This is a genomic window from Nostoc sp., from assembly GCF_036916735.1.
Classification (GTDB): domain Bacteria; phylum Cyanobacteriota; class Cyanobacteriia; order Cyanobacteriales; family Nostocaceae; genus Nostoc.
Genome location: NZ_JBALFV010000095.1, coordinates 19233 through 44390 on the forward strand (window position 1 = coordinate 19233; position 25158 = coordinate 44390).

Below are 25158 nucleotides of genomic sequence, written 5' to 3' on the forward strand. Positions count from 1 at the left end.
TCTAGAAATGAACCGATTGTAAGGATGTTTGTTGTACATCCCATTTACCCTTGGTTAAGAGCAACAACTCTTGTGGATGGTTTTTCTCCCCTGTCCCCTCCGGTTACTGAGCGACTTGCCCTGAGCGTCTTGCCCTGAGCGGCGCCGTTCGCGTAGCGTCCCGTAGGGAAGGGAGTCGAAAGGAGTCGAAGTATGCCCCCTGCTTGTGATCAAATCAACCTACAGGACTTAATGGTGCAATTTAGTGATTTGTTTAATCGGAATTTCAATCCAAAATTCTGTACCTAACCCCGGCTGAGAATCACATTTAAACACACCACCGTGTTTATCTACGACAATCTGATAACTTATTGACAACCCTAAGCCAGTGCCTTTTCCCACTGGCTTAGTAGTGAAAAATGGGTCGCAGATTCTTGCTTTTAGGGCTTCTGGTATTCCTGGGCCATTGTCTGCAATACGAATTACTACGCTCTTAACATTGCCTTCAAGCTCTCCAAGAGCAGTACAAATGGTAATTTGACTGGTATCAGGATTTGATTGAGATTCCCTGTAATCTTCTAAAGCATCGATCGCATTGCTTACAACATTCATAAATACCTGATTCAGTGGTCCAGCATAGCACTCTACCAAGGGAAGGTCTCTGTATTGTTTGACTAATTTAATTGCCGGACTTTCTGGTTTTGCTTTTAAGCGATGCTGCAAAATTAGCAAAGTGCTATCAATGCCCTCATGAATATTAACTGGCTTCATTTCTGCCTGGTCCAGGCGAGAGAAATTCCGTAAACTCAAGACAATTTGCCGGATGCGCTCGATTCCAATTTTCATGGAAGATAGGGTTTTGGGCAAATCTTCGATTACAAATTCTAAGTCTATCTCGAAGGTGCGATCGCGAATCTCAGGACTGGGATTAGGGGTACTTTGCAAATAGAGGTCTAGTATACTTAATAAATCTTCGGCGTAATCGTTGACATGATTGATGTTGCCATAAATGAAGTTTACCGGGTTATTAATTTCGTGAGCAATACCAGCTACCAATTGACCTAATGAGGACATTTTCTCAGTTTGGATCAGTTGGGTTTGAGTTTGCTTTAAATCATGCAGAGCTTGAGTCAGCTTTTGGGTCTGCTCTTTGGTTTGATTATGCAATTGCGCTTGTTGAAGTGCAACCCCAAGCTGATTAGCAATTTGAGTGATAAACTTAATTTCCGAAGCTTCCCAATGGCGGGGTGCAGAGTTCTGATAAGCTGCTAATAAGCCCCATAGCTGTTGCCCGATAAATATAGGTGCGATCGCATAGGCCCTTACTTGTAATTGCTCCAGAGCTGTAATGTGACACTCCGAATGACCAGACTGATAGATATCATCAACTATATAGCTTTCATTATTGCGATATCGTCCACCTTGGGTTTCCTGTAAATAGCTATCTTCCCAAACTGTCTTGATATCAGAACCTACAAGTTTTACCCAACCATCACCCACAAATTCGGCAATATATTCACCACTCCAATCTGGATGAAAGCGATAGACAGCCACACGATCTGCTTGCAGTGATTTGCAAATTTCTTGAGTGGTAGTCTGAAAAATCATATCTAAGTCAAGAGATTCCCGGATTTTTGCAACAACTTCAAACAATACCCGTTGTTGTTCTGCCGCTTGTCGCAAATCAACAGCCTGATGCTTGGTTTGTTCAAGTAAATCAGCTTGTTCCAGTGCTACAGAAAGCTGTGCAGCAACTTGAGTAGCGAACTGGATTTCTGAAGATTGCCATTCACGCGGTTGGTAGCACTGATGAATACACAATAAACCCCACAGTTGATTACTTTTAGCCAGTGGCAAAACTAAATTAGCTTTAACTTGGAGTTGATCCAGCATTTGCACATAACAAACATTCAGTCCAGAGTTGTGGATATCAGCGATCGCGTGGACGCGTCCCTGACGATAGAGGGCATTATACTTCTTCTTAAAGCAGTTGTCTTGAATTTTTAATGTTAAAGCAGAAGTAAACTCTGGCAAAAGATCCTCTGAAACAATTTCGCCTTCATCGAGTTCAGAATTCGGGTCAAAGCGGTATACTACTACTCTGTCAGCATTCAAAGAGCGACGGACTTCACACACAGTTGCGGCAAAAACTGTATTTAGATTAAGAGATTCCCGAATTTTGGCAACAACTTTAAACAATATATGTTGTTGTTCTGCCGCTTGTCGCAAACTTAATGTCTGCTGTTTTGTTTGCGTGAGTAATTCTGCTTGCTGAAGTGCAACTCCCATTTGACCAGCAATCTGACTGAGAAAGTTAATTTCGTATTTTTTCCATTGGCGGGACCCAGTATGTTGATAAGTTGCCAGCAAACCCCAAAGTTGTTGCCCAACAAAGATCGGAGCAAGCACAAAAGCGTGAATTTGAAACTGCTCTAGATTGTCGATATGACACTGAGCAAACCCCATCTTGTAGATGTCATCCACGGCAAATGTTTCATTATTACGGTAGCGCCCTCCCTGTGTGTCTTGTAAGTAAGTGTCATTCCAAATGGTATTAATACCTAGTTCTGATTGATTTACCCAATATGGACTAGCAGCCTCAAAATCGCCGACAAATTTCCCACCCCAATCAGAATCAAAACGATAAACAGAAACACGATCAGCTTTGATTAATTGACAAACCTCTTTAGTGGTTGTTTGAAAAATAGTATTGGTGTCAAGAGACTCACGAATTTCGGTAATAACTTTAAACACAGCCTGTTGTTGTTCAGCTGTCCGTTGCAGTTCAAGTGTACGCCTTTTAACTTGTTTTTCTAAATTTTCATTGAAGGTTTGAACCTGTTGATATAGTTCATACTGCTGAATTGCTGAAGCAAAGTGTTTACCAATGTCTCTAGCCAGTTCAATTTCTTCGATTGTCCATTTTTGAGCTTGCGCTTTTTTAGATTCCCGCCAAACCTCAAAGGATTGTCGAGGGTAAAGTTGCCTTTGATCGCTGTCATACTGCCCCGCCCATAGAGTTTCTGTATCTATTTCCTTGCGGAAAATACTTAAGTAGCCTAGCAATTGCTGACGATACTGGAGTGGGATCATCAACATGCTGCGAATTTTAGTTGGTTGAAAAGCAACTTGCAAACCTCGCAAGCTAGAAGTTTGATATATATCTAAAATCGCCCAAACATCATATTTACCGGACTTGTAGTGTTCCTGCCAGACGCTATACTGCTCTATCAATGGATATATAGTTAGTTCTGGCATCACAGGTTGCTGTCCACAAATATAAAGCTTGGCACAAGTATTTCCTGGTATTAAACATTCTGTTAAGCTGGTCAGGCTGCCATTGTGAGAATCAAAAGCTGCATTTCTAATGCAAAGCCTGCCACCAACACCATTAAAGGCAGCAACAGCTGCTTCTAGAGCTGGTTGTAATACAATCGTGGGTAGTGAATGCAGTAGGGTAGAAATGCGATTAATAATCGCTTCCCGTTCGGCTGTTTTGCGGACTTGATTGAGCAGGGTACTTTGAGCGATCGCTACTGATAGCTGATCGACTACCATCTGTATTGCTTCTAGTTCATATTCTGAAATCAAACGCGCTTGAGAATTATGAGATACCAGCAACCCCCAGAGTTGATCTTGATAAATAATGGGCGCTACTACAGAAGATTTAACGCCCATCGCACTCAAGTATTCAACATGGCATGGATCTATAGGGCGGTAACGGATATCTTCTGATATAGTTTCTCCATTTTCCAAATCATGTAAGTGACTTTGACCAATCTCTTTAGTATCAACATTAACAACAGAACGCACTCGTGATTTTATAAATAGTTCACGGGCAGTGGATGGAATATCATCAGCAGGAAAATTCAGCCCCAGTAACGACGGTAAGTGATTTTCGTAAATTGACTCAGCAATGACCTGACCACTGCCATCGGCATGAAATTTGTAAATCATCACTCGGTCAGTTTTGAGTAGCGATCGCACTTCTGCCGTTGTCACTGTGATAATTTCTTCAAACTCTAAGCTTCGCCGGATACGGTTTGTAATGCGGCGTAGTAAACTTTCTTCATGGCGACATAAGAGCAAATCTTGTTCAGGGTTGGATGTCATTATTTATAGCAAAATTAATTAATAATTTGCAAACTTGGCATAATTAAATCTAAAGCCATTTTGATTTTTTTTTATCATTTTGTCTTCCGTAAAACTACGGGCAAATCATTAATAAAAATATTTATTCACTTTTTATAAAAATTCACCTAAGTATTACAAAAACAGACGCTAAAGAATTGCGTCTGTATTAGCTACAAGAAAAAATCTTGCTTTCTAGTCTTGACTTCTTGTCAAGCATCGCCGTAGCAACATTAAACTTTTATATTGTCTGTAAAGCGAATTTTAAGATAGTCATCTTCCATCTTTGCCCCTCCTGGTTGTAGTGCTGCTAAGGCTTGAGGTAAAACTAAGTTACGACGGTGGTTACCAATAGTAATGTTTAATTCGTCTCCATTTTTACTCAGTTGAACTTGGTTTTTCGGAATCCCAGGTAAATAAATTTCTAAGCTGTATTGGTTTTCCTCTTGTACGACTCTCATAGTCGTTTCTTTGTAATAAACCTGAGTTGGATCTTCATCTTGATAAAGAGTTTCTTTCAGACGTTCTAAAGCAGCTAAACCGCACATTTCTTCAGAAAATAGAGGAATTTCTTTCACAGGTAAAGGGTGGAAATTATCATGAATCTCCTGGCGATATTGCTCCTGACTTTCTTTCCAACGCTGGAAAAATGGGTCTTGGACAACGCTAGGAATAATCCGATTAGCCACAACTAAATCTGTTGCAACATTATACAAACTCAGATAAGCATGGGCACGCAGAGATTCTTTAATCACCATCTTTTCGGGATTTGTTACCAGACGCACTGAGGTTTGAGTATTATCTGTTAATACTTTTTCCAGAGCTTCAATTTGTTCGTAGAATTCATAAGGTGCATCCATCACCTCTTTATCTGGTAGCGAAAAACCAGCAATTGGTCTAAAAAGAGGTTCAACCAAAGGTCGAAGTGCTACCGAGATGTTTTGAAATGGTTTGTAAAAACGGCGCATATACCAGCCACCGACTTCAGGTAAACTCAGTAAGCGCAGTGCAGTGCCCGTGGGGGCTGAGTCGATAATTAAAACATCAAACTCACCCTCATCGTAATGGCGTTTCATCCTTACCAAACCAAAAATCTCATCCATCCCTGGTAAAATTGCCAATTCTTCTGCTTGTACGCCCTCTAAACCCCTTGCCTGTAAAACTTGGGTAATATAACGTTTCACAGCACCCCAGTTTCCCTCCAGTTCTTGCAGCGCATCCAGTTCAGCACCCCACAGATTTGGGCGAATTTTTTGGGGTGCATGTCCCAGTTCCATGTCAAAACTGTCTGCCAGGGAATGAGCGGGATCTGTACTTAAAACCAATGTCTGATAGCCTAGTTCTGCACAACGGAGTCCAGTTGCAGCAGCAACGGAAGTTTTGCCCACGCCGCCTTTACCGGTCATCAAAATTACACGCATAGATGCTTTTGTCCTGCCTGAGGATTTTATTACATTTATTTACATTATCGACTGTTTAGGAAAATAAATGCTGTTTCACTCCGTCAAGGCGTGAACAGTTTGAATAGCTTAACTGTTGGCTGACTCACCCGCCTAGAATTAAAATTCAAGGCTAATAGCTAAATTTTACTGAATTAGACTAAGGATTTTGGGGTATATTTTAGTCGTCAAGAGATGACTTTTGCTATTAGCAAGGAACTTTAGTTCTTTGTGGGACGTGACTTTTACAGTTAGCTTACTTTTTATTCCAGAGAGTAATAAATTCTTTATATATGGCTGGGGTGAGCTGACTTTGTAAGTGAGTTAGTGCATCACGATGGTTTTGATTGTTGTCATCATAATAAGTGAACACATTTGTCAGCTTGACAATCTCAGGATTTTGATCATTTGTCCCTCTCCATTTGTTAGTAACTTTGTGCAAAACGTCCTTGGGTAGATTTTGTTGTAAGCTATTTAGGGCTGCGATGTAAGAAGGATTTTGAGAATTCTTTTTGAATTGAGCCAATAAATCTATCAGTTTAATCTGTGACTGCGGCTTGTTTGTAAGAGTAGGTTGCTGTAGAATTTGACGCTGTTCAATAGTGGCAATGCCATTTTCAGTTAAACCCTGAGATTTCTGAAATTTCTTGACTGCTGTATAAGTGGCTGGTCCATAAAAAGGCTTATCTGGAGGAATTTCAGTATTGGTTGCAAAACCATGAAACTTCAATCTATTCTGAAGTCCGATGACTGTCTCTTCCATTACAGTTCGAGTCTGGGCATCAGCGTTACCATTAACTGCAAGTTTTTGTGGATACTGTTTCTGAAACTTTTTAATTGCTTCTTCGGTAGGATCATCTGTCAAGGAGTTGTTATTTTGCTTCCACGGAGCAAATTTAGTCAGATCCGGGTTAGGGTCTATTTCAGGAGCTAAATATCCCAGCCCAATCAATATATGACGGATGACTTGAGGGCTACTAATAGCCATACTTTTTGGTTCCTTTGCTACTAAACTACCATTTAATGTATCTTGTTTGACAAAAAATATGTAAGTATAAATAAATAAATCTAACATGTCTTGTTTGCAAAACGTTTCAAAAGTTAAACGATGTGTGACACCAGGGTACAACTCTTTAAGACGTTTAGCGTCGGTGATTACACACCAGGAAAAAGAAAAGTGGTTTTAAGTCAGGACTTACGCAAAGGTAACGGAACGAACCACAGAGAAGCCAGTGCGCCCTTGCAGTTAAGAGACTTGTTCGCTCTTAGCGTTAAGGCAAGGTAGCAACTGGCGCGACGCAGAGAACACGGAGGAATAAGAGTAAGAAGAGTTTTTGCGTAAGTCCTATAAGTGTTGGTAGGCGATCACTTCAGGTTGCTTCTAAATAGTGATCGCATACATTACATGCCATTCTAACGACAATGCTCCAGACAAAATTAGGCAAATAAGGCTGTAAGATCGTCGATTTTAGTAATTTTAAGTAGCGCGATCGCCCTTTATTGATTGTAGGGTTGGCAGTTACTATATATTACTGAGTTGGAAGTAGTTTAATATTAAAATGCGGCAAGAATCTATGCTCTCATAAGTGGTAAAATTTGAGGAAGACTCATCATGAAGTCAGTTGCAAAGACTCCTTTAGCCGAGTTTCTCTCTCAACATAACATTGAGGCTTCCCCCGCATGGGAGTTAATTAACGGGCAAGCGCTGGAAAAACCAATGCCAACCCTTTTTCACTCGCGGTTACAACGTAATTTAGTGAATTACATAAATCGTCATATTGAGCGGTTTGAAGCCGTGTAAGAACTGCGTTGTATTCTACCTCCCTACTCCCCAGTACCAGATATTTCCGTTATAGTTTGCGATCGCCTTGCCGATAAAGATGGCCCTCTACAGGGAGCGCCTGACTGGTTAATTTAAATTCACTCTCCTGACCAAAGCACCTTAAACTTGCAAAAGAAAATTCTCCATTGTCTTGGCAACAGAACGCAATTAGCTTGGCTAATAGATATAACTCGCCAACAGATTTGGGTATGGCTTGGAGATGATCTGCCACTGGTTTATTCGGCAGAAGACATTTTACCAACTTTGGGAGATTTGCCAAAGCTTATGGTTAACGCGGTAATGGCTATGACTCGCAGGCAAAGCTAAAGTAAAAGTAATGTAACCATACACTTTAGACGTTATTCATTGCCAGAAAACCAAACTCCGATTTAATATTCCACCGCTTACCGTCGTGAAGCAGTAGCGTTAATTTATCGGCAGTAAACTCAAAATGCAACTGACGCTTTTCAAATTCTGGCCAAGCAGCTTTAAAGTTTTGCTTGTTTAAATCTTGAAATGCAACCGTTATATGGGGAGCAAAAGGGCGAGTTTTAGAAACCTTGTCAACGATTTCCAAGTTGATTTCTGCGTAAGCGATTAAATCAGCTTGCAAAGTCAAAAGTTCTTGACTTCTGACTACATTAATGTATATGACACGAGGCGCAAAGGCATCAAAGCCTTTGAGTGTAATTGCTACTGGCTGTTGTCTACTAGCAAATTCCTTCAAGGATGCTTCTAGCAGTGGCAAGTTATCATCTGCCCATTCAAAAGGTGGTTGCAGGGTAATATGAGGGGGAGATTTAAGCGCCCCACTACTAACATAGCAATCGGCAAAGTACTGCTTAATCTGGTTGGCGTAGTCTTGAATCTCTTGTGGTAGTAAGAGGGCGACAAAAAAACGGCTCATTTAGTTTATCTCCAAATTACAACCAATTCCCAATTAATATATAAGCAGGTACTAACAAACATTGCTGTCGAGCCATCGCCAATCTGCCACAGGGAAGCTATGGTATTGCGTGCCCCAAAGACCCAGTGCTACACGTTTGTCTCCTGTCGCTCTCTGGCAAGCACTCAAAACTAATAACTCTACTATGGTTTTACTCTGACTGTGGAATAGATTTTATTACAATAAATACCAAAAACCTGGTCGAGGTTGACCAGGTTTTATCGAGTTTACAGGTTTCAAATTGTTAAACTAATTAAGTAATTGAAAATTAATAACTAAGGTTGACTAAACAACTAACAAACTCAGCATTATTGCGTTTTTCCCCTTTAGAATTTGGCTTTGCCTTTTAAATTTGGCTTTTTACCACTTCTATACTTTATCTGCTGAAATTTGCTTGGGTTGATGACAGGGGACACTAAGTCATTTACCCTTTTATTTTGGTTTTTTGTGTGGTGTCCTACTATCTAATTTACCGCTTAGTTTGTGAGTTGCAACCCTTTGTTTACTAAAGTTGACTTTTTGTTAGGTTTTGCAATCTATAGGAATCCGGTTTGATAAAGAGTTTTTGATACATACTTCGCCCCAAGCGATGACCACAGCAAGTGATTGAGTGGTCGAAAAAACTAATCATATCGGTAATTCAAACCACGCCCACAAAAGACGTGGTATCTCTTTTATTAATGACTAATACTTCTCTTCTTAGGCTGCACCCTAAGCGTAGCTATGCCGCAGGCTTTACGGCTTTGCTCAGTATAAGTAATAAATGACAAATGACAAATGACAACTAACCAAACTGCATTGTCACTAATTCCACATAATTGGACTGTTATCCAGATGGTCGGTGACAATACGTCTAATGGTATCAATTTCTGCCAATTGGACGACTAATGCGTTGTTTAGTACTTGTTCAGGATAATGTGCCCCCGCGATGTCTAACGACAAGCTGCTTTGCGTCTACGCATTTGTTTAGGGCTGAACAATTAACCACGCTAAAGCTAACTGAGCAAGTGTACAATTATGAACGATTTGGACTTCAGAAGTACCTAGCATAGGCGTAGCCCGTCATAGACATCGCTTCTCCATAAATGTTTCCTAATTCATTCCCCTAGATAGTTTCACACGTTATCGGTCTTAGCTTGAAATTAAATCATAGTTACAATAGATGCTAATGGAATTGACTACAACTTTTCATGCGCTCAAAGAATGGGCAGTTGCCATAAATGCTTTAGAAACTGGCAAAACAATTATGTTGCTCCGCAAAGGCGGTATTCATGAACGAAATGGACATTTCCAAGTTGCCCACAAGCAAATTTTGCTTTACCCTACCTATGAACATCAACAAGCTTTCATGTTGAAAGCTGAGTATGCCAATTGCATTTATCCAGTAACATCAGGTTGGCATCCAGAGAAAGTGCCTATATGCAGTTGGGCTGAAATTACAGATATTTTGCCAGTTAGCGATGAGTCTATTGTTAATACCTTGCTTCCCTTCCATATTTGGAACGAGCATTTTATTAGCGATCGCCTTAAATGGAAACCACGCCAGCCACTTTATATTCTCCTCCTACGGACATATAAACTACCTCAACAAGAAATTCCCTACCAATCTAAATACGGCGGTTGCAAGTCATGGATTGATTTAGATCAACCAATTAACTTACAAGGAGCAAAACCAGTTTTATCTGACTTTGCATACACTCAACTAGTCAAGACAATTCGCCAGATTGTCGGCGATAAGTTGTATGCTCCCTCTTTCTGATAACCCAAGATTACGGGTTGTGAAAAAGTAGGGGGGCAGGGGGAGACAAGGTGACAAAAGATGAGAACTTGCAATAAGTCTTTCTCCTTGTCCCCTTGTCCTCTTCCCCCTGCCCCCTGCCTCTCAATTACGAATTACGTTAGCGCAGCGTAAAGCCGTACGGCATAGCTTCTCTACCAGACGCTACGTACGCGTAGCTTGCTTGAGAGCAGGGGTACGCTTAGAGCGACGTAAAAGCGTCATTACGTAGCTTGCTTCTCGCCGGAGGCGAGTATTACGAATTTTTTAACAAACCTTGATCTTGCTTTGTTTACCTAATAAAAGCTTAAAGCCATCAAACATAATTGTGAAAGCTTGGTACACACGGTCAACGATCTGACAAATTTTTTTCTCTTCATCTTCAGAAAGATAAATACTATTTAAGAAATTTTGCATTTCCTGCTCAAAAATTTCGTGGTTATTTTCAACATCTAAATGATATATTGAGAAGTACTTGAGGTTTCTAGAATAACTGACTTGTTTCACCAAGCTTGCAGTGTACTCAAAAAAGATGTGACCTGTAGATTCAAGACTCATTATCAAAGCAACTCTTTCAATATCACTACCAGCTCGAAAAACCTCTGATATTATGGCATAGGTAGCATCGCGGGTGAAAATATAATCTCGGCTATATAGCAGTTTAAGATTAGGTTCTTCAACTTTCAACTGTTGAAGATCGCTTAAAAACCATTGCTCGTGCCCCATGTCCTCGACTAAATGATGGTGAGCAACTTTACGGATTTTACTATCAGTAATTTGCATCTCGTTTATTCGTATTACGTCCTGAAAAGACATAACCCAGAAGCTTAAGTATTGAGCCAACAATTTTATACTTTCTAGAGGATTCTCTCTAGTAATTTGGTTGAAAAGAGGGTGTTTAGCCAGTTTAATTTGCTTTTGAATTATGTAACTATCGACGGTTTTCATATTAAATCCAATATTTCCTTCAAAAAGATACTAGTGATTGTCAATACATTCGCCAAAAAAAGAAGGCGAAGAAAGAGAATCGATATAAAGTAAATCTGAGTTCAAAAATCAAGCTATGTGACGAAATGTAAAATCAGCCAATAGCTTATGCATTGGTGATTCCACAGTTTTGACAAAACTAAATATACACAGGTTTTACACGGGTTTTATCATGCCCACTTATTCAGTTTTATAAGTGATTTCCGAAATCGGCAATAGGCTTTATGTATTTAATTAGAAAAACAAATAGTCTAATTGCGAACTTTAGAAAAAATAGTAGTTATTGTTACACACAATCCTAAATAACGCGGATAACATTAAAAAAATCTCACCTGATAAATAAGGTGAGTGAAGCTGTTCATGTTCATCTTCATGTCCCTCTAGCAGATGTCTTGCAAGCTATGAGTTGTTAAGTAATTATCCTGAAATGGATATAACTTAATTACACTTTGTCTAAAGCATTAGGCAAAAAAGTATCCCACAAGAGTGATAATTAGCTTGACAAAAATCTGTAATTATGCATGATTAACTAGAAAGTAGAAGGAGTTTGCAATGCATCGACAAATGTGCTGGTTACCTAAATTTGGTGGCGACGGAGAGAAAATTTTGTATTTGCAGACAGAACCCAATCAACCTTGGCGTCCTTACACAGCTTTTGGACATTTTAAAGTCCCAGATTATCAAATACCAAATGGTTCTAAAGGTTGGGCAACTTATCAAAAACTTCTCAAAGCAGGTTGGACACTAGTACCTAGCGCACGGGCAAATGAGTTTGGCAGTAGCAGCTACGTAGAATCAACAAGCCAAAATCAATAGTCAATAGTCATTTGTAATTCTTGGCGTCTGTGCGTCTTCATAGTCTTTGACTCGCTTACAAACCTTTGGGGGAACCTTCACCGCGAGGATCAGCGGCCCCTTCTAGAGTTCCATCAGATGTGACAGTGATCGCATTACCATTACCCCAAGGAGTAGTTTCTTTTATTTTGTGTCCCCGACGCCGTAAGTCTTGCACAGTGAGAGCATCCAAACCCCAGGATTCGACGCGCAACTCATCTGGAAGCCATTGATGATGTATGCGTGGAACAGAAACAGCCGCACCAACATCCATGTTGTATTCCAGTACATTTAGAATCACTTGCAAAACCTGGGTGATGATAGTGCTACCACCAGGCGCACCTGCTGCCATGCGGAAATGACCATTTTCTGTGACAATTGTGGGAGTCATGCTGGATAAGGGAGTCTTACGAGGTGCGATCGCATTGGCATCGTTACCAACCAAACCAAAGGCATTAGGCACTCCTGGCGCAGAAGCAAAGTCATCCATCTCATTGTTGAGGACAATTCCAGTTCCCGGTGTCACTACACCAGCACCAAAACCAAGGTTAATCGTGAAAGTCAGACTTACGGCGTTGCGTTCATCATCCACAACATTAAGATGACTGGTTTCGGGAGATTCATACCGCGTCGCGTGCAGTTTAACAGAGCGATCGGATGATGGAATGATATTTTCTCCTAAACTGTGATTATTGGCTTGACTAAAACGTTGTAGTGTTTCTTTGTCTACTGGCTTGACCTCGGTCGAAGGTCTAGCCACTTGCATATTAATTTCTTCACGGCGTTTTTTGGCATAAGCTGCACTGAGCAGTTGTTGTACAGGAACTTTGACAAAATCAGGATCGCCTAAATATTCTGAGCGATCAGCGTAAGCAATCTTCATTGCTTCTACCATTAAATGTATAGCGTCGGGATGATGCCATCCTAAGGATTTCAAATCAGTGTCACCAATAATATTTAAAATCTGCAATAGATGAACACCTCCTGATGAAGGTGGTGGCATTGAGCAAATTTTAGCTTTGCGAAAGTTTCCACAAATGGGACTGCGCCAGATTGGTTTGTAAGCTTTGAGGTCTTCTAGAGTAATTAAACCACCATTTTTTGACATATCAGAAGCGATCGCACGAGCAATATTTCCGGTGTAAAAACTTTGGGGATTTTGGGCAATTTCTGTTAAAGTACCTGCCAAATCACGCTGCACCAGCTTCTCACCTGGTTGATAAAACTCACCATTGCGAGTGAAAATTTCCCGCGCTGCTGGATTGTTGAGAATTACTTGCTTGCGGGATTGGTTCGTTTGCAGAAAACGCCACGTTGCTACATCGCCAAGAATAAAGCCATCTTTAGCAAGTGCGATCGCAGGTTTTATTACCTCTTGCCAAGAAAGCTTACCATAGCGACGATGCAGTTCATAAAGTCCCGCCACCGTTCCTGGTGTGCCTACTGCCAAATAACCATTAATACTTGCATTAGGGCGCACCTTTCCTTTTGCGTCTAAATACATATTTCTTGTAGCTTTCAGAGGTGCGCGTTCGCGGAAATCTAGCGCTTTTATCTCGCCAGTTTTCTCCGAGTACATCAGCAAAAATCCACCGCCGCCGATTCCGGCTGAAAAAGGTTCAACCACTGAAATTGCAAAGGTTGTAGCTACGGCTGCATCCACAGCATTACCACCTTTGCGTAACATCAAAATTCCTGCTTCACTTGCTAAGGGATGGGCTGAAACCACCATCCCCTTTTTGCTGCGTAAAGGTAAAGTTAAGGCGGCTGATGCCACTTGGCTGTAAAGCAAGACGCTCAAAGAAAAGATTGTGATTGCAACTTGCTTGGGTTTGACACTAGTAAGCATTTTTATTGCCATTTTGTTTGATATTTCTTAGCCTACCGCCTAGCAGAGCATTTTATACATTGCTTACTTGTTGGTTGAGCGGTCGTAGGGCGATCGCTAAATCCTGTTGAAATTTGTATCTATATTTGTTACTCTGAATTTGTAAGGACAAATGCCGTACATTTAATTTTTTTGGTAAACTTATTCTCAGCATATAGAGGCTATCATGGTTAATACTCCGGCTCGAAGCCGCCAAGCAAATTTAACGCGCTCCAAGACTGAACGTCTGGAAGCTCGTATCAGTAAAGAGCAAAAAGAAATTTTCCAGTGTGCTGCTGAGATTCAAGGTCGGACATTAACAGATTTTGTGATTAGCAGTGTTATGAAGGTTGCTAAACAGATTATCCAGGAAAATGAAATGATGATCTTAAGCAGACAAGACCAAGAAATTTTTGTGGAAGCACTGCTTAATCCACGAGAACCAAGTGCAAAATTAAAGGCGGCTGCTCAACGCTATAAACAAAACATGGGTGTATAAGTGGCATTACCTGATACTTTTGATGATTATTTAATAGAGCCGCTAGGAAAGCAAGACCGGGCGGCTTTTTCTTGCGATGTTGAGAAACTGGATATTTATTTAAAACAGCAAGCCGGACAAGATGCTCGTAAGCGGATGGCTGCTCCCTTTGTTTTAATTGAAAAAAGTTCTGGAATCATTGCTGGCTATTACACACTCTCATCAACAGGTATTAAATTTGATGAATTGCCAGTTGAGATAACAAAGAAGCTGCCAAAATATCCAAATGTTCCCGCAACTCTTTTAGGTCGATTAGCAGTTGATAAAAACCATCGAAAAAAAGGGCTTGGGGAAATGCTGTTAATGGATGCACTGTATCGCAGTCTACAAAACGAAATTGCCACAATAGCTGTAGTTGTTGATGCCAAAGACGACAAAGGTCGCTGTTTTTATGAGCATTTTAATTTTATTCAATTTACTAAATTTCCTTATCGGTTGTTTCTGATGATGGCAACAATCGAAAAAATGTTTGCATAAGTAATGCCAAATAACTTTCTCATGTATCTTGTAATCTACTGGCTAACTGAAATTGGTGAAACAGGCAAATATGAATACTATAATTACACCAGAAAGAATCGAGTTACCACCTGGCGCGGTGTTGAAGCTTTTAGGAGACTGGAAAGACTATCAAATATTGAGTCAGCAACTAGGCGATCGCTCCTCGCCTCGGATAAAATATCGACCTGGAGAAATTTTACTAATGGCACCGCTACCAGAGCATGGAAGAGATGCGAGTTTACTGGCATTGATAGTAATAGCTCTACTTGACCATTTAAACCGCATATACGAGTCATTTACGCCTATTACCATGAGCTTGCCAGAAATTAGCGGTATTGAGCCAGACTTTTGCTTTTACATTGAAAATTGCAGAGCAGTAGTTGGCAAAAAAAGAATTAATTGGGAGTCAGATCCACCACCAGATTTAGCAATTGAAATAGATGTGACAAGTTACACTGACGTTAACGATTTATTGCCTTATCGAGTGCCAGAAGTTTGGATATTAAAGAATAATCGGTTATTAATTTATCGATTGCAAGCAGAAAGTTATGTGCTTACAGAAAGCAGCTACTTTCCTAACATGAGAGAAATTGTACAGCAATGTCTCCAAATGGCAAACGAGCAAACAACAAGTGAAGTCATTAGGTGGTTAAAGAACTTTTTGCGGGAACAGCAGTAGTACAATGTTTAAACTAATTACGAATTACGTAGCTTGCTTCTTGCGGGAGGCGAGTATTACAAATTATTTTAATCCCTTCGATTTACGAAACTCCTGGACAACATCTTTAATATCACGTAATTCCCCCTCAACTAAATAATTTAACTGTCGCATTTCATCTGCCGAAATTTTTCCAGCAAGTGAAGCGATCGCATTTCTTAATTCGGGATATTTTCTTAATATTTCTTGCCGGATAATTGGGACAGTTTCGTAAGGTGGAAAATAATGTTTATCATCTTTTAAGACAACTAAACCCAAGCGAGAAATCTGCCCATCAGTAGAATTACCCGCCACCATATCTACTTGTTTTTGAATCAAAGCACGATATATCAAACCCAAGTCCATAATTTGCGGAGATTTAGCAAAACGCAAATTGTAAGCTTTCGCTAATCCTGGAAAACCATCTTCCCGTTCTAAAAACTCATAGCCGAAACCGCCACGCCACTGTGGTGTATATTGAGTAGCTTGGGAGATAGTTTGAATATTGTAGCGCTTGGCATCATCACCCCGGACAATCATCGCAAAAGTGTTTTCAAAACCTAAACTTGGCATCACTTCCAGATTGAATTGCTGGGAGTATGCTTGTTTTAACCTTTGATAAACTTCTTTCGGATCATTAACTGCTTTTTGCTTTAAGATTCCAGTAAAAGCTGTGCCTGTATACTCAATATATGCATCAATTTTGCCAGCAGTAATAGCATTATGACAAACAAAAGAACCACCCAGGCGGGGACGACGAGCTACTTTTAAATTAGTTGTCGCCTCAATTTGCTGTGCTAACAGTTCACCTAAAATATCTTGTTCGGTAAAATCTTTGGAAGCAACGATAATATTACCGCCGCTACTACTATTTGAATTCGGAGTGCAGCCAGCGATTAAGAGTAAGATAGCAAAAGTTAAAAAGCAAAATGTCAAAAATCTTTTCATTAACTTTTAATTTTTAATTTATTTTCCATCCAGCCAATTGCAAAGTCAGCTAGTAATGCAATTGCCGCCGCCGGAACTGCACCAGCTAAAATTAACTGATCGTTTACTACTGATATGCCGCGAAAAATAAACACTCCTAAACCACCAGCACCAATTGCTGCTGCAATAGTTGCAATACCAATGGCAATTACTGTTGCGACTCGCACTCCTGCTAAAATTACTCCCATTGCTAAGGGAATCTCAACTTGCAATAACAATTCTCTATCTGTCATTCCCATGCCTCTGCCAGCTTCTCGAATCGCGGGATCTACGCTAGTAATACCTGTGTAAGTGTTACGAATTATCGGCAGCAAGGAATATACAATCAAGGCAACAATTGCTGGTACTGCACCAATTCCGCCAATTATCGGAACAGGAATGAGTAAGCCAAACAGCGCCAAACTAGGAATAGTTTGGAAAATATTCGCTATGCCAAGTATTGGTTGGCGAAGATAAGTTTTACGTGTAATTAAAATACCTAATGGAATGCCTAAAACTATAGCAATTCCAATTGCAATGCCTACCAAAAATAAGTGTTCTAGAGTATGCTGAAGAATTTCTGGAGCATACTTAACGAGGAAGAAATTTTTCATAAAGTATTTTACAGGGAACGCAGACATTGGAGAAAGGCAAGGCTTTCTGGGTGTTGCGATCGCATAAATTCATCTGTCGTCCCCAATACTACCAATTCTCCGCCATACATTAAACCAATTCTCGATGCTAAGACAAAAGCTTCTTGAATATCGTGGGTGACGAAAACAACTGTTTTGCCTAACTCTTGCTGCAAATGCCGAAACTCTTGTTGTAGTTCTAAGCGCGTAATTGGATCGAGTGCGCCAAAGGGTTCATCCATCAACAACACAGGTGGATCTGCCGCTAATGCCCTAGCTACACCGACTCTTTGCCTTTGTCCTCCCGAAAGTTCATGCGGGTAACGCCCAGCGAATTGTGCTGGTTCTAAGCCTACTAATTGCAACAACTCATAAACCCGCGTTTTGATTTGTTTAGGTTGCCAACCTTCTAAAGATGGGACTAAACCCACATTGCGTTCAACCGTGAAATGAGGAAATAAACCAATTTCTTGAATGACGTAACCAATTTTTCGCCGCAGTTTAATTTCATCCCATTGAATTGTGGGAATACCATCAAATAAAACTTCGCCTTGTGTAGGTGTAAATAAGCGATTAATTAACTTCATTGTCGTGGTTTTGCCGCTACCACTGCGCCCAAGTAATACTAGTGCTTCTCCTTGGCTGATGGTGAAATTGAGATTTGACACCAATGGGCGATGATTGCGGCTAAAGGTGACATTACGGAATTCTACAGCAGTTTGGTTATTTTGCGGCATGAGTGGCTTTTGGTGGAGGCTAGCTATTGTATTATGTGCTGATTTTGCTAGCGTGCTAACGCCCAATTTGCCAGACAAGTTGCTCTATACAGTTTTTAGATTAATTTTCGACTTGATACCCAATCCCCAATCCTTAATCCCCAGTAAAGAGTCCCTTTTACATCATTTCGTCTTTTGAGATTTGAACTGGCTAAATAGCCTAGCTCTTTGATCAGCCATTTCTGGTCTGGTCAAAATTCCCTGATTAGGACTAAAAAATAGTGCTAATAAAAATAGTACAGAAACAACTAAAACTATAGCTGCACCTGATGGAACATTCAAATAGTAGCTAATATACATTCCAGTTACACTGCTAATTACACCAATAACTGCGCCTAATTGCATCATTTGGTGTAATTCTTTCACTAACAAATAAGCTGTAATTCCTGGGCCAATCAGCAGGGAAACAACTAAGACCACACCCACAGTTTGCATACTAGCAACAATCGTCAAAGTAATAGCACCATTTAGAGCAAAATGAATTAAGTTAACTGGTAACCCACTAGCTTTAGCACCAAGTGGGTCAAAAGTGTAAAATAACAATTCTTTGTAAAATAATTTAATTAAAAGCAAGACAACAACTGTAATAATTACAGTCCGCTTTACATCATCTGTAGTCACGCTCAAAATATCACCAAATAAAAATTCATGCAGGTCTAATTTGCTTTTTAATAAAGTAACTAGCATGATACCCAAGCCTAAAAAACCTGAAAAAACTAACGCCATTGCCACGTCAACTTTGATGCGAGATTGAGATTGAATCCAGGCAATTACAAAAGTGCTAAGAGTTCCGCAGATAAAAGCACCTAAGAAAATATCGATGCCTAAGAAAAAGGCTATAGCTAGTCCTGGTAAAACCGCATGAGCAATTACATCACCAAGTATTCCCATACGTTGAACAATCAGATAATTACCGACAACAGCGCAAAGAATCCCCAATAGAATTGCTGTGATAATAGCTCCCCGCATAAACTCAAAACTTAAGGGTTCAATTAGCCAATTCAACATTAAACTGCTTCCCTATTTAATATAAATATATTATCTCCATAAGCACGTTGAATATTATCTGCTGTCATCACCTCTTTCAGCGAACCGCTAGCAACTATTTGTTTATTCAATAACAGTAACTGGTCACATTTGTTCAAAGTAGTGCCTAAATCATGAGTGACTACCAGCAAAATCTTACCTTGTGATTTTAGTTCTTCAAATACCTCAAACATGATAGCTTGTGTCTTTTTATCAACTCCAACAAATGGCTCATCGAAAAATAATAATTCTGCTTGTTGTGCTAAAGCTCGTGCTAAAAATACTCGCTGTTGCTGTCCGCCTGATAATTCTCCAATTTGACGCGATCGCAACTGTAGCATCCCCACCCTTGCCAAAGCGTCTTTGACTATTTCTTGAGATGACCGTGATGGTGCGCGAAACCAGCCTGTATGGACAGTCCGGGCCATCATCACTACATTCTGGACTGTTATCGGGTAATCCCAGTCAATCTGCGATCGCTGTGGTACATACGCAACAGAATTTAATTGTTGTTTCAAAGCGCGAGATCGAAACTTCACAACTCCACTTGTGGTTGGTACTAAGCCCAAAATCGCCTTCACCATCGTGCTTTTACCAGCACCATTGGGGCCAATCACACCCACAATTTGTCCCGGAAAGGAACAGAAACTCACATCCTCAACCGCCGTGACTCCCCGATAATTTACAGCTAAATTTTTAACTTCTAACATAAATTTACCATTTGTATGATAATGATAATCAATATACCTGAAGTGATCAAATTTATGATATCTTACAAACTCAGATTAAAATCCTTAGCGGCTCTTGCCTTAACATGCGGGGTATTTGGATGTAGTCCAACATCACAAACCAGTCAATCGACTCCCACGCCTCCTGATAATGCATCTGTTGTTCAAACTGGGGCTTCACCAGCACCAGAAACCAGTAGTAAAGGCCCGTTAGTAGTCGCCACCAATACCGTTGCTTGTGGCTTAACTAAAGAAATCACAGGCGACACCATTGACCTCAAGTGCTTAATTGATCCAGGCTCAGATCCTCATGTGTATCAACCAAAACCAGAGGATAGCAAAGCAATTGAGCAGGCCAAATTAATTCTCTACGGTGGCTATAATTTTGAACCTGGTTTAATCAAGCTAATAAAAGCTACCTCAAATCCTGCTCCTAAGGTGGCTGTAGATGAAGTTGCAGTACCCAAACCCCAGCAGTTTGACGAAGATGGTAAAACTGTTACCGACCCTCATGTATGGCACAATGCCAAAAATGGTATGGCCATAGCACAGGTAATTTCCCAAGAATTAATAAAGGTAGCCCCAAATAATGCTGCAATCTATACCAGCAAAACGCAAAAACTCACAAATGAAATCAGCCAGATAGATAGCTGGATTAAATCCCAGATTGCCACAATTCCACCCAAGCAACGCAAATTAGTGACAACCCATGATGCTTTTGGTTACTATTCTAAAGCTTATGGAATTCCTATTGAAGGGGCGTTAGGGGGTATTAGTACAGAAGAAGCGCCGACACCTGCACGAGTGGGTGCATTAGCAATCTATATTAAAAAACAGGGTGTACCGACGATTTTTGCAGAGACGACAATTAACCCGAAACTCATAGAGGCGGTAGCAAAAGAAGCAAAAGTTAAGGTTTCAGACCGAGAATTGTTTGCTGATGGTTTGGGCGAAAAAGGAACAGAGGGTGAGACTTACCAAGGAATGTTAATTGCCAATACACGCACGATTGTGGAAGGTTTAGGAGGTAAGTATACGAGCTTTAAATAATACTTTGGTTTTTTCTTGCATTTTGTAATTTTAAGAATGGTTATCCTTATATTAAGGCAATCCAAAAACAAAATATTTTTGGTGCGATAAACAGTAACTATTACCACTTCCCCAAGCTAAATTAGTAGTTTGGAGAAGTTTTTATATAAACATTTTTATATAAATAATAGTTACTTTTAAGCTTTTGAAAAAAGGTGAACTAGATTCTCCTTCATGCAAAATAAAACTGCTGTATCATTCCTCAGTTATCAACTTTCTTTCTTCAGGGAGTAAGGTAGTTTCATCCTCTGGGCGTTCGCCATCTACGGATTTGGCTATAGTTATATAGGGTTTGATAATTAGACTGACGCCAATTGTCCAACCTAATGCAACCATCCAACCTGCCAGAACGTCACTGGGAAAATGTACCCCCAGATAGAGACGACACCACCCAATAGCTATTATATATAAGCTGCCGAAGATGAAAGCAAACCAGCGCCAGGAGCTATCCCAAGTTAAAAATAGCAAAATTACTACTACAGTTATACTTGCCATAGCATGACCACTGGGAAATGCAAAACTAGACTCAGGCGCAATGGACTGCCACAATTGTGGACGTACTCGATGCATTAATTCTTTTGCTGTGCGGTTGATGATCACACTTCCTGCTGAGACAGTGAGTAAATAAGCTAGCGATCGCCAGCGCTTTTGAAGTAATAATATGAGTGCGATCGCGCCTAAAATCGGTATTGCCATCCAAGGCTCTCCAATTATCGCTAGCGTCACGGCTAAAACATCAAGCTGTGGGTTTGCTGTAGAATGAACCGCTAACAAAATAGGCACATCCCACGGGAAGCCAGCTTTATTTTCCCATATCTTCACTGTCAGAATTTCAAAAATCTGCAAAGGTAAGTAAACTCCTATTAAGAGGAGTAAGAGCGATCGCCAATGGGCAATCAACAGGTTTTTAATAAAAGAAAGAGGCGACTGAATCTCTTTATTGGCTTTTTTCACTTTTTCCATATTAAGTTTGTTATTATTAATTAATGTAAAATTTGTTTCTCAATGTCATCTATCACTAGATAGTTTTAGTTACTTTAACTGATGAACACGAAACAAATTTAATAATGTTGTTCTGAGCCAAACATGGGAAAATCACTACTTCGCCGATTATAAAATATTAGTATTTTGAAAAGCTCCACAATGTTTACAATACGGCAAATGTTTATAAGTAAGATTATGACAGTTGTAACATTCAAGATTTTGCTCGTAACCACAGTGTGGACAGTAAGTATCAAATTGTCGAATTTTCTTGGCGCAATTTACACAGCGTGATTTTTGGACTCGGCTAGCTGCCTGGATTTTAACATTAAAGACAAATTTTTGAAAAAACTGGATAATTCCAAAACCAATAATTGGAATTAGCAAGATATAAGCATAATTTATCAAGAAAATTAAACCACCAAAAAGGGTGCTAATAATATCAAATAAAAATTTAAATATTGCCCCGATCTGAAGAAATTCAAATATTTTGACGATTAGTGGTATAAAAAAGATAACTAGCAAATGCCAGCTAATTAGCGAGATTAATCCAAATCCTCTTCTTTGAGCAAATTTGTGAACTGATAAAGCAATGAGAATCAACGGTAGAAGAAAGAGGGACTGAAAAGCAAGCTGGATACTGGGATACCAAAATGATGCCTGCTGATAGCCTTTGTCAACTTCCTTAAATTGATTATCATCTTTAATAAAGGCTATAAAACTAATGCTTTCCGGTTTGGCAAGCAGTTCATTTTTAAGAGTAGAGTTTTCTTGTTTAAGGGTAGAAATTTGACGATTATTTTGTTCTAATGTCTGTTTAGCTTTTTCAGCACTGACTTCATTAATTGATTGTTCACGACCCTGACCTGCAATTTTTTCTAATAACGTTGAGTCATATTGGGCTTTAATAGTGCGATTGACTTGTTCAAGCAAACTGATTTTTGCTTGTTTTTGATCGATAGTTTTGATGATTTGCTGCTTGTCTGGATTATTAATTTTATCCTTGTAGCTAGCATATTGCAAACACGTTTGAGAAACCTTACCCAGATGTCCTGCTTCGACTTGTTGATAGTTTCGCTGAAAATTGAGTTGATTATTCGGATTATCTGGCAATGAAAGTTTAACAACTTCATAGTCTTTATCTTGAGTGGTTTTTGTTCGGTAATTTTGCCACTCTGAATAACATGGGTAAGCCTCGGTCGGGCTGATATGCCATCTGCTAATATCATCGAGTCCGGTAAAAACATTAATCAAAATAAAGATATCAATTAAAATAATGACAATCAAACTTACTTTATTTAGTGGTTCGTTGTTGATTGTCCTTGAGTTACTCAAAAATTGACTCAAAATTCGGCGAATTATAGCAAACATATTGTATTTTGAATAAATGTAAATTCAATTTTAGATGATAAATAGTTAGTAGCTGGACAAAAATACATTTACTCATCTGAAGATTTGTTAATTGCTAAATTGAAACTTGATATAAGTAAATAAATGCAAATAATTAGAAGATAGTATAAGTTATCGCCAAAAGCACGGCATTGAGAATTATCAATTAAGCTGTTTTACAAATAAATTTGTATAATTCAATACGCTTGGATTAAGGATAATTGTAGTTTAGGTTGTAGCTTGCTTCCCCGTAGGGGTACGAAGTCAAACCCAACAAATGCCCGAAAATGTTCGGTTTCGTTCCTCAAACGCCACTTGCTAAGAAAGCGAGAACGCTAAAAGCGAACAAGTCGGAAAACCGCAAGGGCGCAGTGGCTCCCCAACCTACGTAAATTTATTTTTTTGGCTTAACCCAAGCGTATTGTTGCATAATCAGGGCACTCATGTTAACCATGCCACAAGAATTTGATTTAATTCAACTATGAAATTTAGATGTTTTCAGTTTAACCACGAAAACATCCAAAAAATCACTGATGCTATAAAGATATTATTTTTACAAAATATAAAGTTATAACTACTTAATTTTAATAAGTATGGGATTGATTGTAGTGGTTCTGATCATCAGCTTATCACTTGCCTTAATCAAAATGTGGTCATCTCAATCACGGGGCAAGGGTTCTAAGCCATACTTCAGTGACCCGAAAAACAGAAAACTGCAAAAACATTTACTTATTTTACTTAATGGTGATAGGACAACAGCCGAACGATTACTTAAACAGCAGCGCCAAAGGCATCAAGGTGAATCGGATGAATGGTACTTAGAAAAAGTGATTTATGATTTGGAACGCGATCGCCGCTACTAAAACTTACAACATTTGAATTCTTTGTATAATTGCACAGATGTGCATTGGTGTCAACCCCTTGCCTATGAGATGCACTCGCGTTCGGGGAAGTCACGCATTCACGCATTCACGCATTCAAAAATTTACCAAGCCCATACTTCGGTTACGCAGTTCGACTGCGGTTCCATCGAGCAAAGCCGAGATGCTCACCGTAAACTCAGTAACCATAAATAAATTTACTTGCTTTGTACTTTTTTCTTTCTGGTCAATCTAAAAAAAATCTGCTTTAAGAGGACGTTTTGCCCTCATCCCCTAACCCCTCTGGCAATTTTGCCAGACGAGTTGGGGGTGAGGGTCAAACCTGGAAAGTTCGCCAAATCTAGCTTATACGTTAAGTTGACACCTATGACACATGTGCGCCTCTAGTGAAAACTATTTAGCAGCGAAGTAGGCTTCTAATGCCTCAGAACCACCAATTAATTTACCATCGATAAACACTTGGGGAACTGTTGTCGCACCTGTAACTGCTCGTAAGGAACGTGTGGTGATATCCTTACCCAAGGTAATTTCTTCATAGTTGATACCATGTTCCTTGAGCATCGCTTTAGCACGGGCACAGAAGGGACAACCCACTTTCGCAAACAGAGAAACTAATTCAGGCTTCACTGCTTGGGGGTTGATATATCTGAGCATTGTCTCAGCGTCGGATACCTTAAAGGGATCTCCTGGCTCGTCTGGCTCAATAAACATTTGGTTTATTACACCATCTCTTACCAGCATTGAGTAGCGCCATGATCGCTTCCCAAATCCCAAGTCTGATTTATCTACCAGCATCCCCATTCCTTCAGTAAATTCACCATTACCATCGGGAATTAGTGTAATATTTTCTGCTTCTTGGTCCTTTGCCCATTCGTTCATTACAAAGGCATCATTAACAGAAATACAGATAATCTCATCAACTCCATTTTCTTTGAAAACCCCGGCCAATTCGTTGTAACCAGGAAGATGAGTTGATGAACAAGTCGGTGTATAAGCACCTGGTAAGGAGAAGACAACCACTGTCTTATTAGCAAACAATTGATCGGTGGTCACATCCACCCAGTGGCTATCCACACGAGTATGAAAAGTCACATTGGGAACTCTTTCTCCTCTGTGATTGGGGAACATAATTTTGCTTCCTGAAGTAATCAATTCCAGTCATAACCTATCATGGC

23 protein-coding genes and 2 pseudogenes are annotated in these 25158 nt (G+C 39.8%); 8 read left to right on the forward strand and 17 right to left on the reverse strand.

Annotated elements, in window-relative coordinates:
* Window positions 1-228: 228 nt before the first annotated feature.
* The 3 genes from V7L20_RS21570 to V7L20_RS21580 all read right to left on the reverse strand — a co-directional run bounded on the left by V7L20_RS21570 (window position 229) and on the right by V7L20_RS21580 (window position 6624).
* Window positions 229-4092, reverse strand: coding sequence for a GAF domain-containing protein (locus V7L20_RS21570; RefSeq protein WP_334746056.1), 3864 nt, complete (start codon window positions 4090-4092; stop codon window positions 229-231).
* A gap of 251 nt (window positions 4093-4343) precedes the next feature.
* Window positions 4344-5531, reverse strand: coding sequence for a TRC40/GET3/ArsA family transport-energizing ATPase (locus V7L20_RS21575; RefSeq protein ID WP_334746057.1), 1188 nt, complete (start codon window positions 5529-5531; stop codon window positions 4344-4346).
* Window positions 5532-5805: 274 nt separating this feature from the next.
* The gene (locus V7L20_RS21580; protein WP_334746058.1) at window positions 5806-6624 is read right to left on the reverse strand and encodes a peptidoglycan-binding domain-containing protein; all 819 of its coding nucleotides are present in this window, start codon (window positions 6622-6624) and stop codon (window positions 5806-5808) included.
* Window positions 6625-7161: 537 nt separating this feature from the next.
* On the opposite strand from V7L20_RS21580, the gene V7L20_RS21585 reads away from it, so the two are divergent.
* Window positions 7162-7350, forward strand: coding sequence for a hypothetical protein (locus tag V7L20_RS21585; RefSeq protein WP_334746059.1), 189 nt, complete (start codon window positions 7162-7164; stop codon window positions 7348-7350).
* Window positions 7351-7399: 49 nt separating this feature from the next.
* Here the strand turns inward: V7L20_RS21585 and V7L20_RS21590 are convergent, their stop codons facing one another.
* The 4 genes and pseudogenes from V7L20_RS21590 to V7L20_RS21605 all read right to left on the reverse strand — a co-directional run.
* On the reverse strand, window positions 7400-7603 hold the full coding sequence (locus tag V7L20_RS21590) for a hypothetical protein (protein ID WP_334746060.1): 204 nt from the start codon (window positions 7601-7603) through the stop codon (window positions 7400-7402).
* Window positions 7604-7723: 120 nt separating this feature from the next.
* Window positions 7724-8278 carry a 2'-5' RNA ligase family protein gene (locus tag V7L20_RS21595; RefSeq protein WP_334746061.1) on the reverse strand — a complete coding sequence of 185 codons (555 nt, stop codon included), beginning with the start codon at window positions 8276-8278 and terminating at the stop codon, window positions 7724-7726.
* 53 nt (window positions 8279-8331) lie between these two features.
* Window positions 8332-8461 (reverse strand): annotated as a pseudogene (locus V7L20_RS21600) (CHAT domain-containing protein); the annotation flags it as partial.
* 660 nt (window positions 8462-9121) lie between these two features.
* A pseudogene (locus V7L20_RS21605) lies at window positions 9122-9337 on the reverse strand (hypothetical protein); the annotation flags it as partial.
* A 142-nt stretch (window positions 9338-9479) separates the two neighbouring features.
* Between V7L20_RS21605 and V7L20_RS21610 the strand changes: the two are divergent.
* Window positions 9480-10076: a DUF1802 family protein gene (locus V7L20_RS21610; RefSeq protein ID WP_334746062.1), complete on the forward strand. Its 597-nt coding sequence runs from the start codon at window positions 9480-9482 to the stop codon at window positions 10074-10076.
* Window positions 10077-10361: 285 nt separating this feature from the next.
* Here V7L20_RS21610 and V7L20_RS21615 read toward each other — a convergent pair whose 3' ends face one another.
* Complete coding sequence (locus V7L20_RS21615; protein WP_334746063.1) at window positions 10362-11042, reverse strand: hypothetical protein; 681 nt, start codon at window positions 11040-11042, stop codon at window positions 10362-10364.
* A 591-nt stretch (window positions 11043-11633) separates the two neighbouring features.
* On the opposite strand from V7L20_RS21615, the gene V7L20_RS21620 reads away from it, so the two are divergent.
* Entirely contained in the window at window positions 11634-11897 is a 264-nt protein-coding gene (locus tag V7L20_RS21620) for a hypothetical protein (protein WP_334746064.1), read from the forward strand.
* 55 nt (window positions 11898-11952) lie between these two features.
* Here the strand turns inward: V7L20_RS21620 and ggt are convergent, their stop codons facing one another.
* Window positions 11953-13776, reverse strand: a complete 1824-nt coding sequence (gene ggt / locus V7L20_RS21625; protein WP_334746065.1) for a gamma-glutamyltransferase — start codon at window positions 13774-13776, stop codon at window positions 11953-11955.
* Window positions 13777-13969: 193 nt separating this feature from the next.
* Between ggt and V7L20_RS21630 the strand changes: the two genes are divergently transcribed.
* From V7L20_RS21630 to V7L20_RS21640, 3 genes are all read left to right on the forward strand, one after another.
* Entirely contained in the window at window positions 13970-14281 is a 312-nt protein-coding gene (locus tag V7L20_RS21630) for a type II toxin-antitoxin system TacA family antitoxin (RefSeq protein WP_334746066.1), read from the forward strand.
* Window positions 14282-14797, forward strand: a complete 516-nt coding sequence (locus tag V7L20_RS21635) for a GNAT family N-acetyltransferase (RefSeq protein ID WP_334746067.1) — start codon at window positions 14282-14284, stop codon at window positions 14795-14797.
* A gap of 70 nt (window positions 14798-14867) precedes the next feature.
* Window positions 14868-15497, forward strand: coding sequence for a Uma2 family endonuclease (locus tag V7L20_RS21640; RefSeq protein ID WP_334746068.1), 630 nt, complete (start codon window positions 14868-14870; stop codon window positions 15495-15497).
* Window positions 15498-15560: 63 nt separating this feature from the next.
* On the opposite strand, the gene V7L20_RS21645 is transcribed toward V7L20_RS21640, so the two are convergent.
* The 5 genes from V7L20_RS21645 to V7L20_RS21665 all read right to left on the reverse strand — a co-directional run bounded on the left by V7L20_RS21645 (window position 15561) and on the right by V7L20_RS21665 (window position 19625).
* Complete coding sequence (locus V7L20_RS21645) at window positions 15561-16463, reverse strand: glycine betaine ABC transporter substrate-binding protein (RefSeq protein ID WP_334746069.1); 903 nt, start codon at window positions 16461-16463, stop codon at window positions 15561-15563.
* The gene (locus tag V7L20_RS21650; RefSeq protein ID WP_334746070.1) at window positions 16463-17095 is read right to left on the reverse strand and encodes an ABC transporter permease; all 633 of its coding nucleotides are present in this window, start codon (window positions 17093-17095) and stop codon (window positions 16463-16465) included. The genes V7L20_RS21645 and V7L20_RS21650 overlap by 1 nt, the downstream gene beginning before the upstream one ends.
* Window positions 17096-17103: 8 nt before the next feature.
* On the reverse strand, window positions 17104-17850 hold the full coding sequence (locus tag V7L20_RS21655) for an ATP-binding cassette domain-containing protein (protein WP_334746071.1): 747 nt from the start codon (window positions 17848-17850) through the stop codon (window positions 17104-17106).
* A 162-nt stretch (window positions 17851-18012) separates the two neighbouring features.
* Window positions 18013-18897, reverse strand: coding sequence for a metal ABC transporter permease (locus V7L20_RS21660; RefSeq protein ID WP_334746072.1), 885 nt, complete (start codon window positions 18895-18897; stop codon window positions 18013-18015).
* A complete protein-coding gene (locus V7L20_RS21665; protein ID WP_334746073.1) occupies window positions 18897-19625 on the reverse strand; it encodes a metal ABC transporter ATP-binding protein in 729 nt (242 codons plus the stop codon). Before V7L20_RS21665 ends, V7L20_RS21660 begins: the two co-directional genes overlap by 1 nt.
* Before the next feature lie 54 nt (window positions 19626-19679).
* Here V7L20_RS21665 and V7L20_RS21670 point away from each other — a divergent pair, with 54 nt between their 5' ends.
* Complete coding sequence (locus tag V7L20_RS21670) at window positions 19680-20693, forward strand: metal ABC transporter solute-binding protein, Zn/Mn family (protein WP_334746074.1); 1014 nt, start codon at window positions 19680-19682, stop codon at window positions 20691-20693.
* Between the two features lie 234 nt (window positions 20694-20927).
* On the opposite strand, the gene V7L20_RS21675 is transcribed toward V7L20_RS21670, so the two are convergent.
* Complete coding sequence (locus V7L20_RS21675; RefSeq protein ID WP_334746075.1) at window positions 20928-21695, reverse strand: phosphatase PAP2 family protein; 768 nt, start codon at window positions 21693-21695, stop codon at window positions 20928-20930.
* Between the two features lie 147 nt (window positions 21696-21842).
* Window positions 21843-23084: a hypothetical protein gene (locus V7L20_RS21680; RefSeq protein WP_334746076.1), complete on the reverse strand. Its 1242-nt coding sequence runs from the start codon at window positions 23082-23084 to the stop codon at window positions 21843-21845.
* Window positions 23085-23710: 626 nt separating this feature from the next.
* Here V7L20_RS21680 and V7L20_RS21685 point away from each other — a divergent pair.
* Window positions 23711-23965: a hypothetical protein gene (locus V7L20_RS21685; protein ID WP_334746077.1), complete on the forward strand. Its 255-nt coding sequence runs from the start codon at window positions 23711-23713 to the stop codon at window positions 23963-23965.
* A 411-nt stretch (window positions 23966-24376) separates the two neighbouring features.
* Here the strand turns inward: V7L20_RS21685 and V7L20_RS21690 are convergent, their stop codons facing one another.
* Window positions 24377-25111 carry a redoxin family protein gene (locus V7L20_RS21690; protein WP_334746078.1) on the reverse strand — a complete coding sequence of 245 codons (735 nt, stop codon included), beginning with the start codon at window positions 25109-25111 and terminating at the stop codon, window positions 24377-24379.
* Window positions 25112-25158: the final 47 nt, after the last annotated feature.

Bases quoted from the DNA above. Each gene is read 5' to 3' on its own strand.
- V7L20_RS21570 (WP_334746056.1), bottom strand. From the start codon at position 4,092: ATGACATCCAACCCTGAACAAGATTTGCTCTTATGTCGCCATGAAGAA.
- V7L20_RS21575 (WP_334746057.1), bottom strand. From the start codon at position 5,531: ATGCGTGTAATTTTGATGACCGGTAAAGGCGGCGTGGGCAAAACTTCC.
- V7L20_RS21580 (WP_334746058.1), bottom strand. From the start codon at position 6,624: ATGTTAGATTTATTTATTTATACTTACATATTTTTTGTCAAACAAGAT.
- V7L20_RS21585 (WP_334746059.1), top strand. From the start codon at position 7,162: ATGAAGTCAGTTGCAAAGACTCCTTTAGCCGAGTTTCTCTCTCAACAT.
- V7L20_RS21595 (WP_334746061.1), bottom strand. From the start codon at position 8,278: ATGAGCCGTTTTTTTGTCGCCCTCTTACTACCACAAGAGATTCAAGAC.
- V7L20_RS21610 (WP_334746062.1), top strand. From the start codon at position 9,480: ATGCTAATGGAATTGACTACAACTTTTCATGCGCTCAAAGAATGGGCA.
- V7L20_RS21615 (WP_334746063.1), bottom strand. From the start codon at position 11,042: ATGAAAACCGTCGATAGTTACATAATTCAAAAGCAAATTAAACTGGCT.
- V7L20_RS21620 (WP_334746064.1), top strand. From the start codon at position 11,634: ATGCATCGACAAATGTGCTGGTTACCTAAATTTGGTGGCGACGGAGAG.
- ggt (WP_334746065.1), bottom strand. From the start codon at position 13,776: ATGGCAATAAAAATGCTTACTAGTGTCAAACCCAAGCAAGTTGCAATC.
- V7L20_RS21630 (WP_334746066.1), top strand. From the start codon at position 13,970: ATGGTTAATACTCCGGCTCGAAGCCGCCAAGCAAATTTAACGCGCTCC.
- V7L20_RS21640 (WP_334746068.1), top strand. From the start codon at position 14,868: ATGAATACTATAATTACACCAGAAAGAATCGAGTTACCACCTGGCGCG.
- V7L20_RS21645 (WP_334746069.1), bottom strand. From the start codon at position 16,463: ATGAAAAGATTTTTGACATTTTGCTTTTTAACTTTTGCTATCTTACTC.
- V7L20_RS21650 (WP_334746070.1), bottom strand. From the start codon at position 17,095: ATGAAAAATTTCTTCCTCGTTAAGTATGCTCCAGAAATTCTTCAGCAT.
- V7L20_RS21655 (WP_334746071.1), bottom strand. From the start codon at position 17,850: ATGCCGCAAAATAACCAAACTGCTGTAGAATTCCGTAATGTCACCTTT.
- V7L20_RS21660 (WP_334746072.1), bottom strand. From the start codon at position 18,897: ATGTTGAATTGGCTAATTGAACCCTTAAGTTTTGAGTTTATGCGGGGA.
- V7L20_RS21665 (WP_334746073.1), bottom strand. From the start codon at position 19,625: ATGTTAGAAGTTAAAAATTTAGCTGTAAATTATCGGGGAGTCACGGCG.
- V7L20_RS21670 (WP_334746074.1), top strand. From the start codon at position 19,680: ATGATATCTTACAAACTCAGATTAAAATCCTTAGCGGCTCTTGCCTTA.
- V7L20_RS21675 (WP_334746075.1), bottom strand. From the start codon at position 21,695: ATGGAAAAAGTGAAAAAAGCCAATAAAGAGATTCAGTCGCCTCTTTCT.
- V7L20_RS21680 (WP_334746076.1), bottom strand. From the start codon at position 23,084: ATGTTTGCTATAATTCGCCGAATTTTGAGTCAATTTTTGAGTAACTCA.
- V7L20_RS21690 (WP_334746078.1), bottom strand. From the start codon at position 25,111: ATGTTCCCCAATCACAGAGGAGAAAGAGTTCCCAATGTGACTTTTCAT.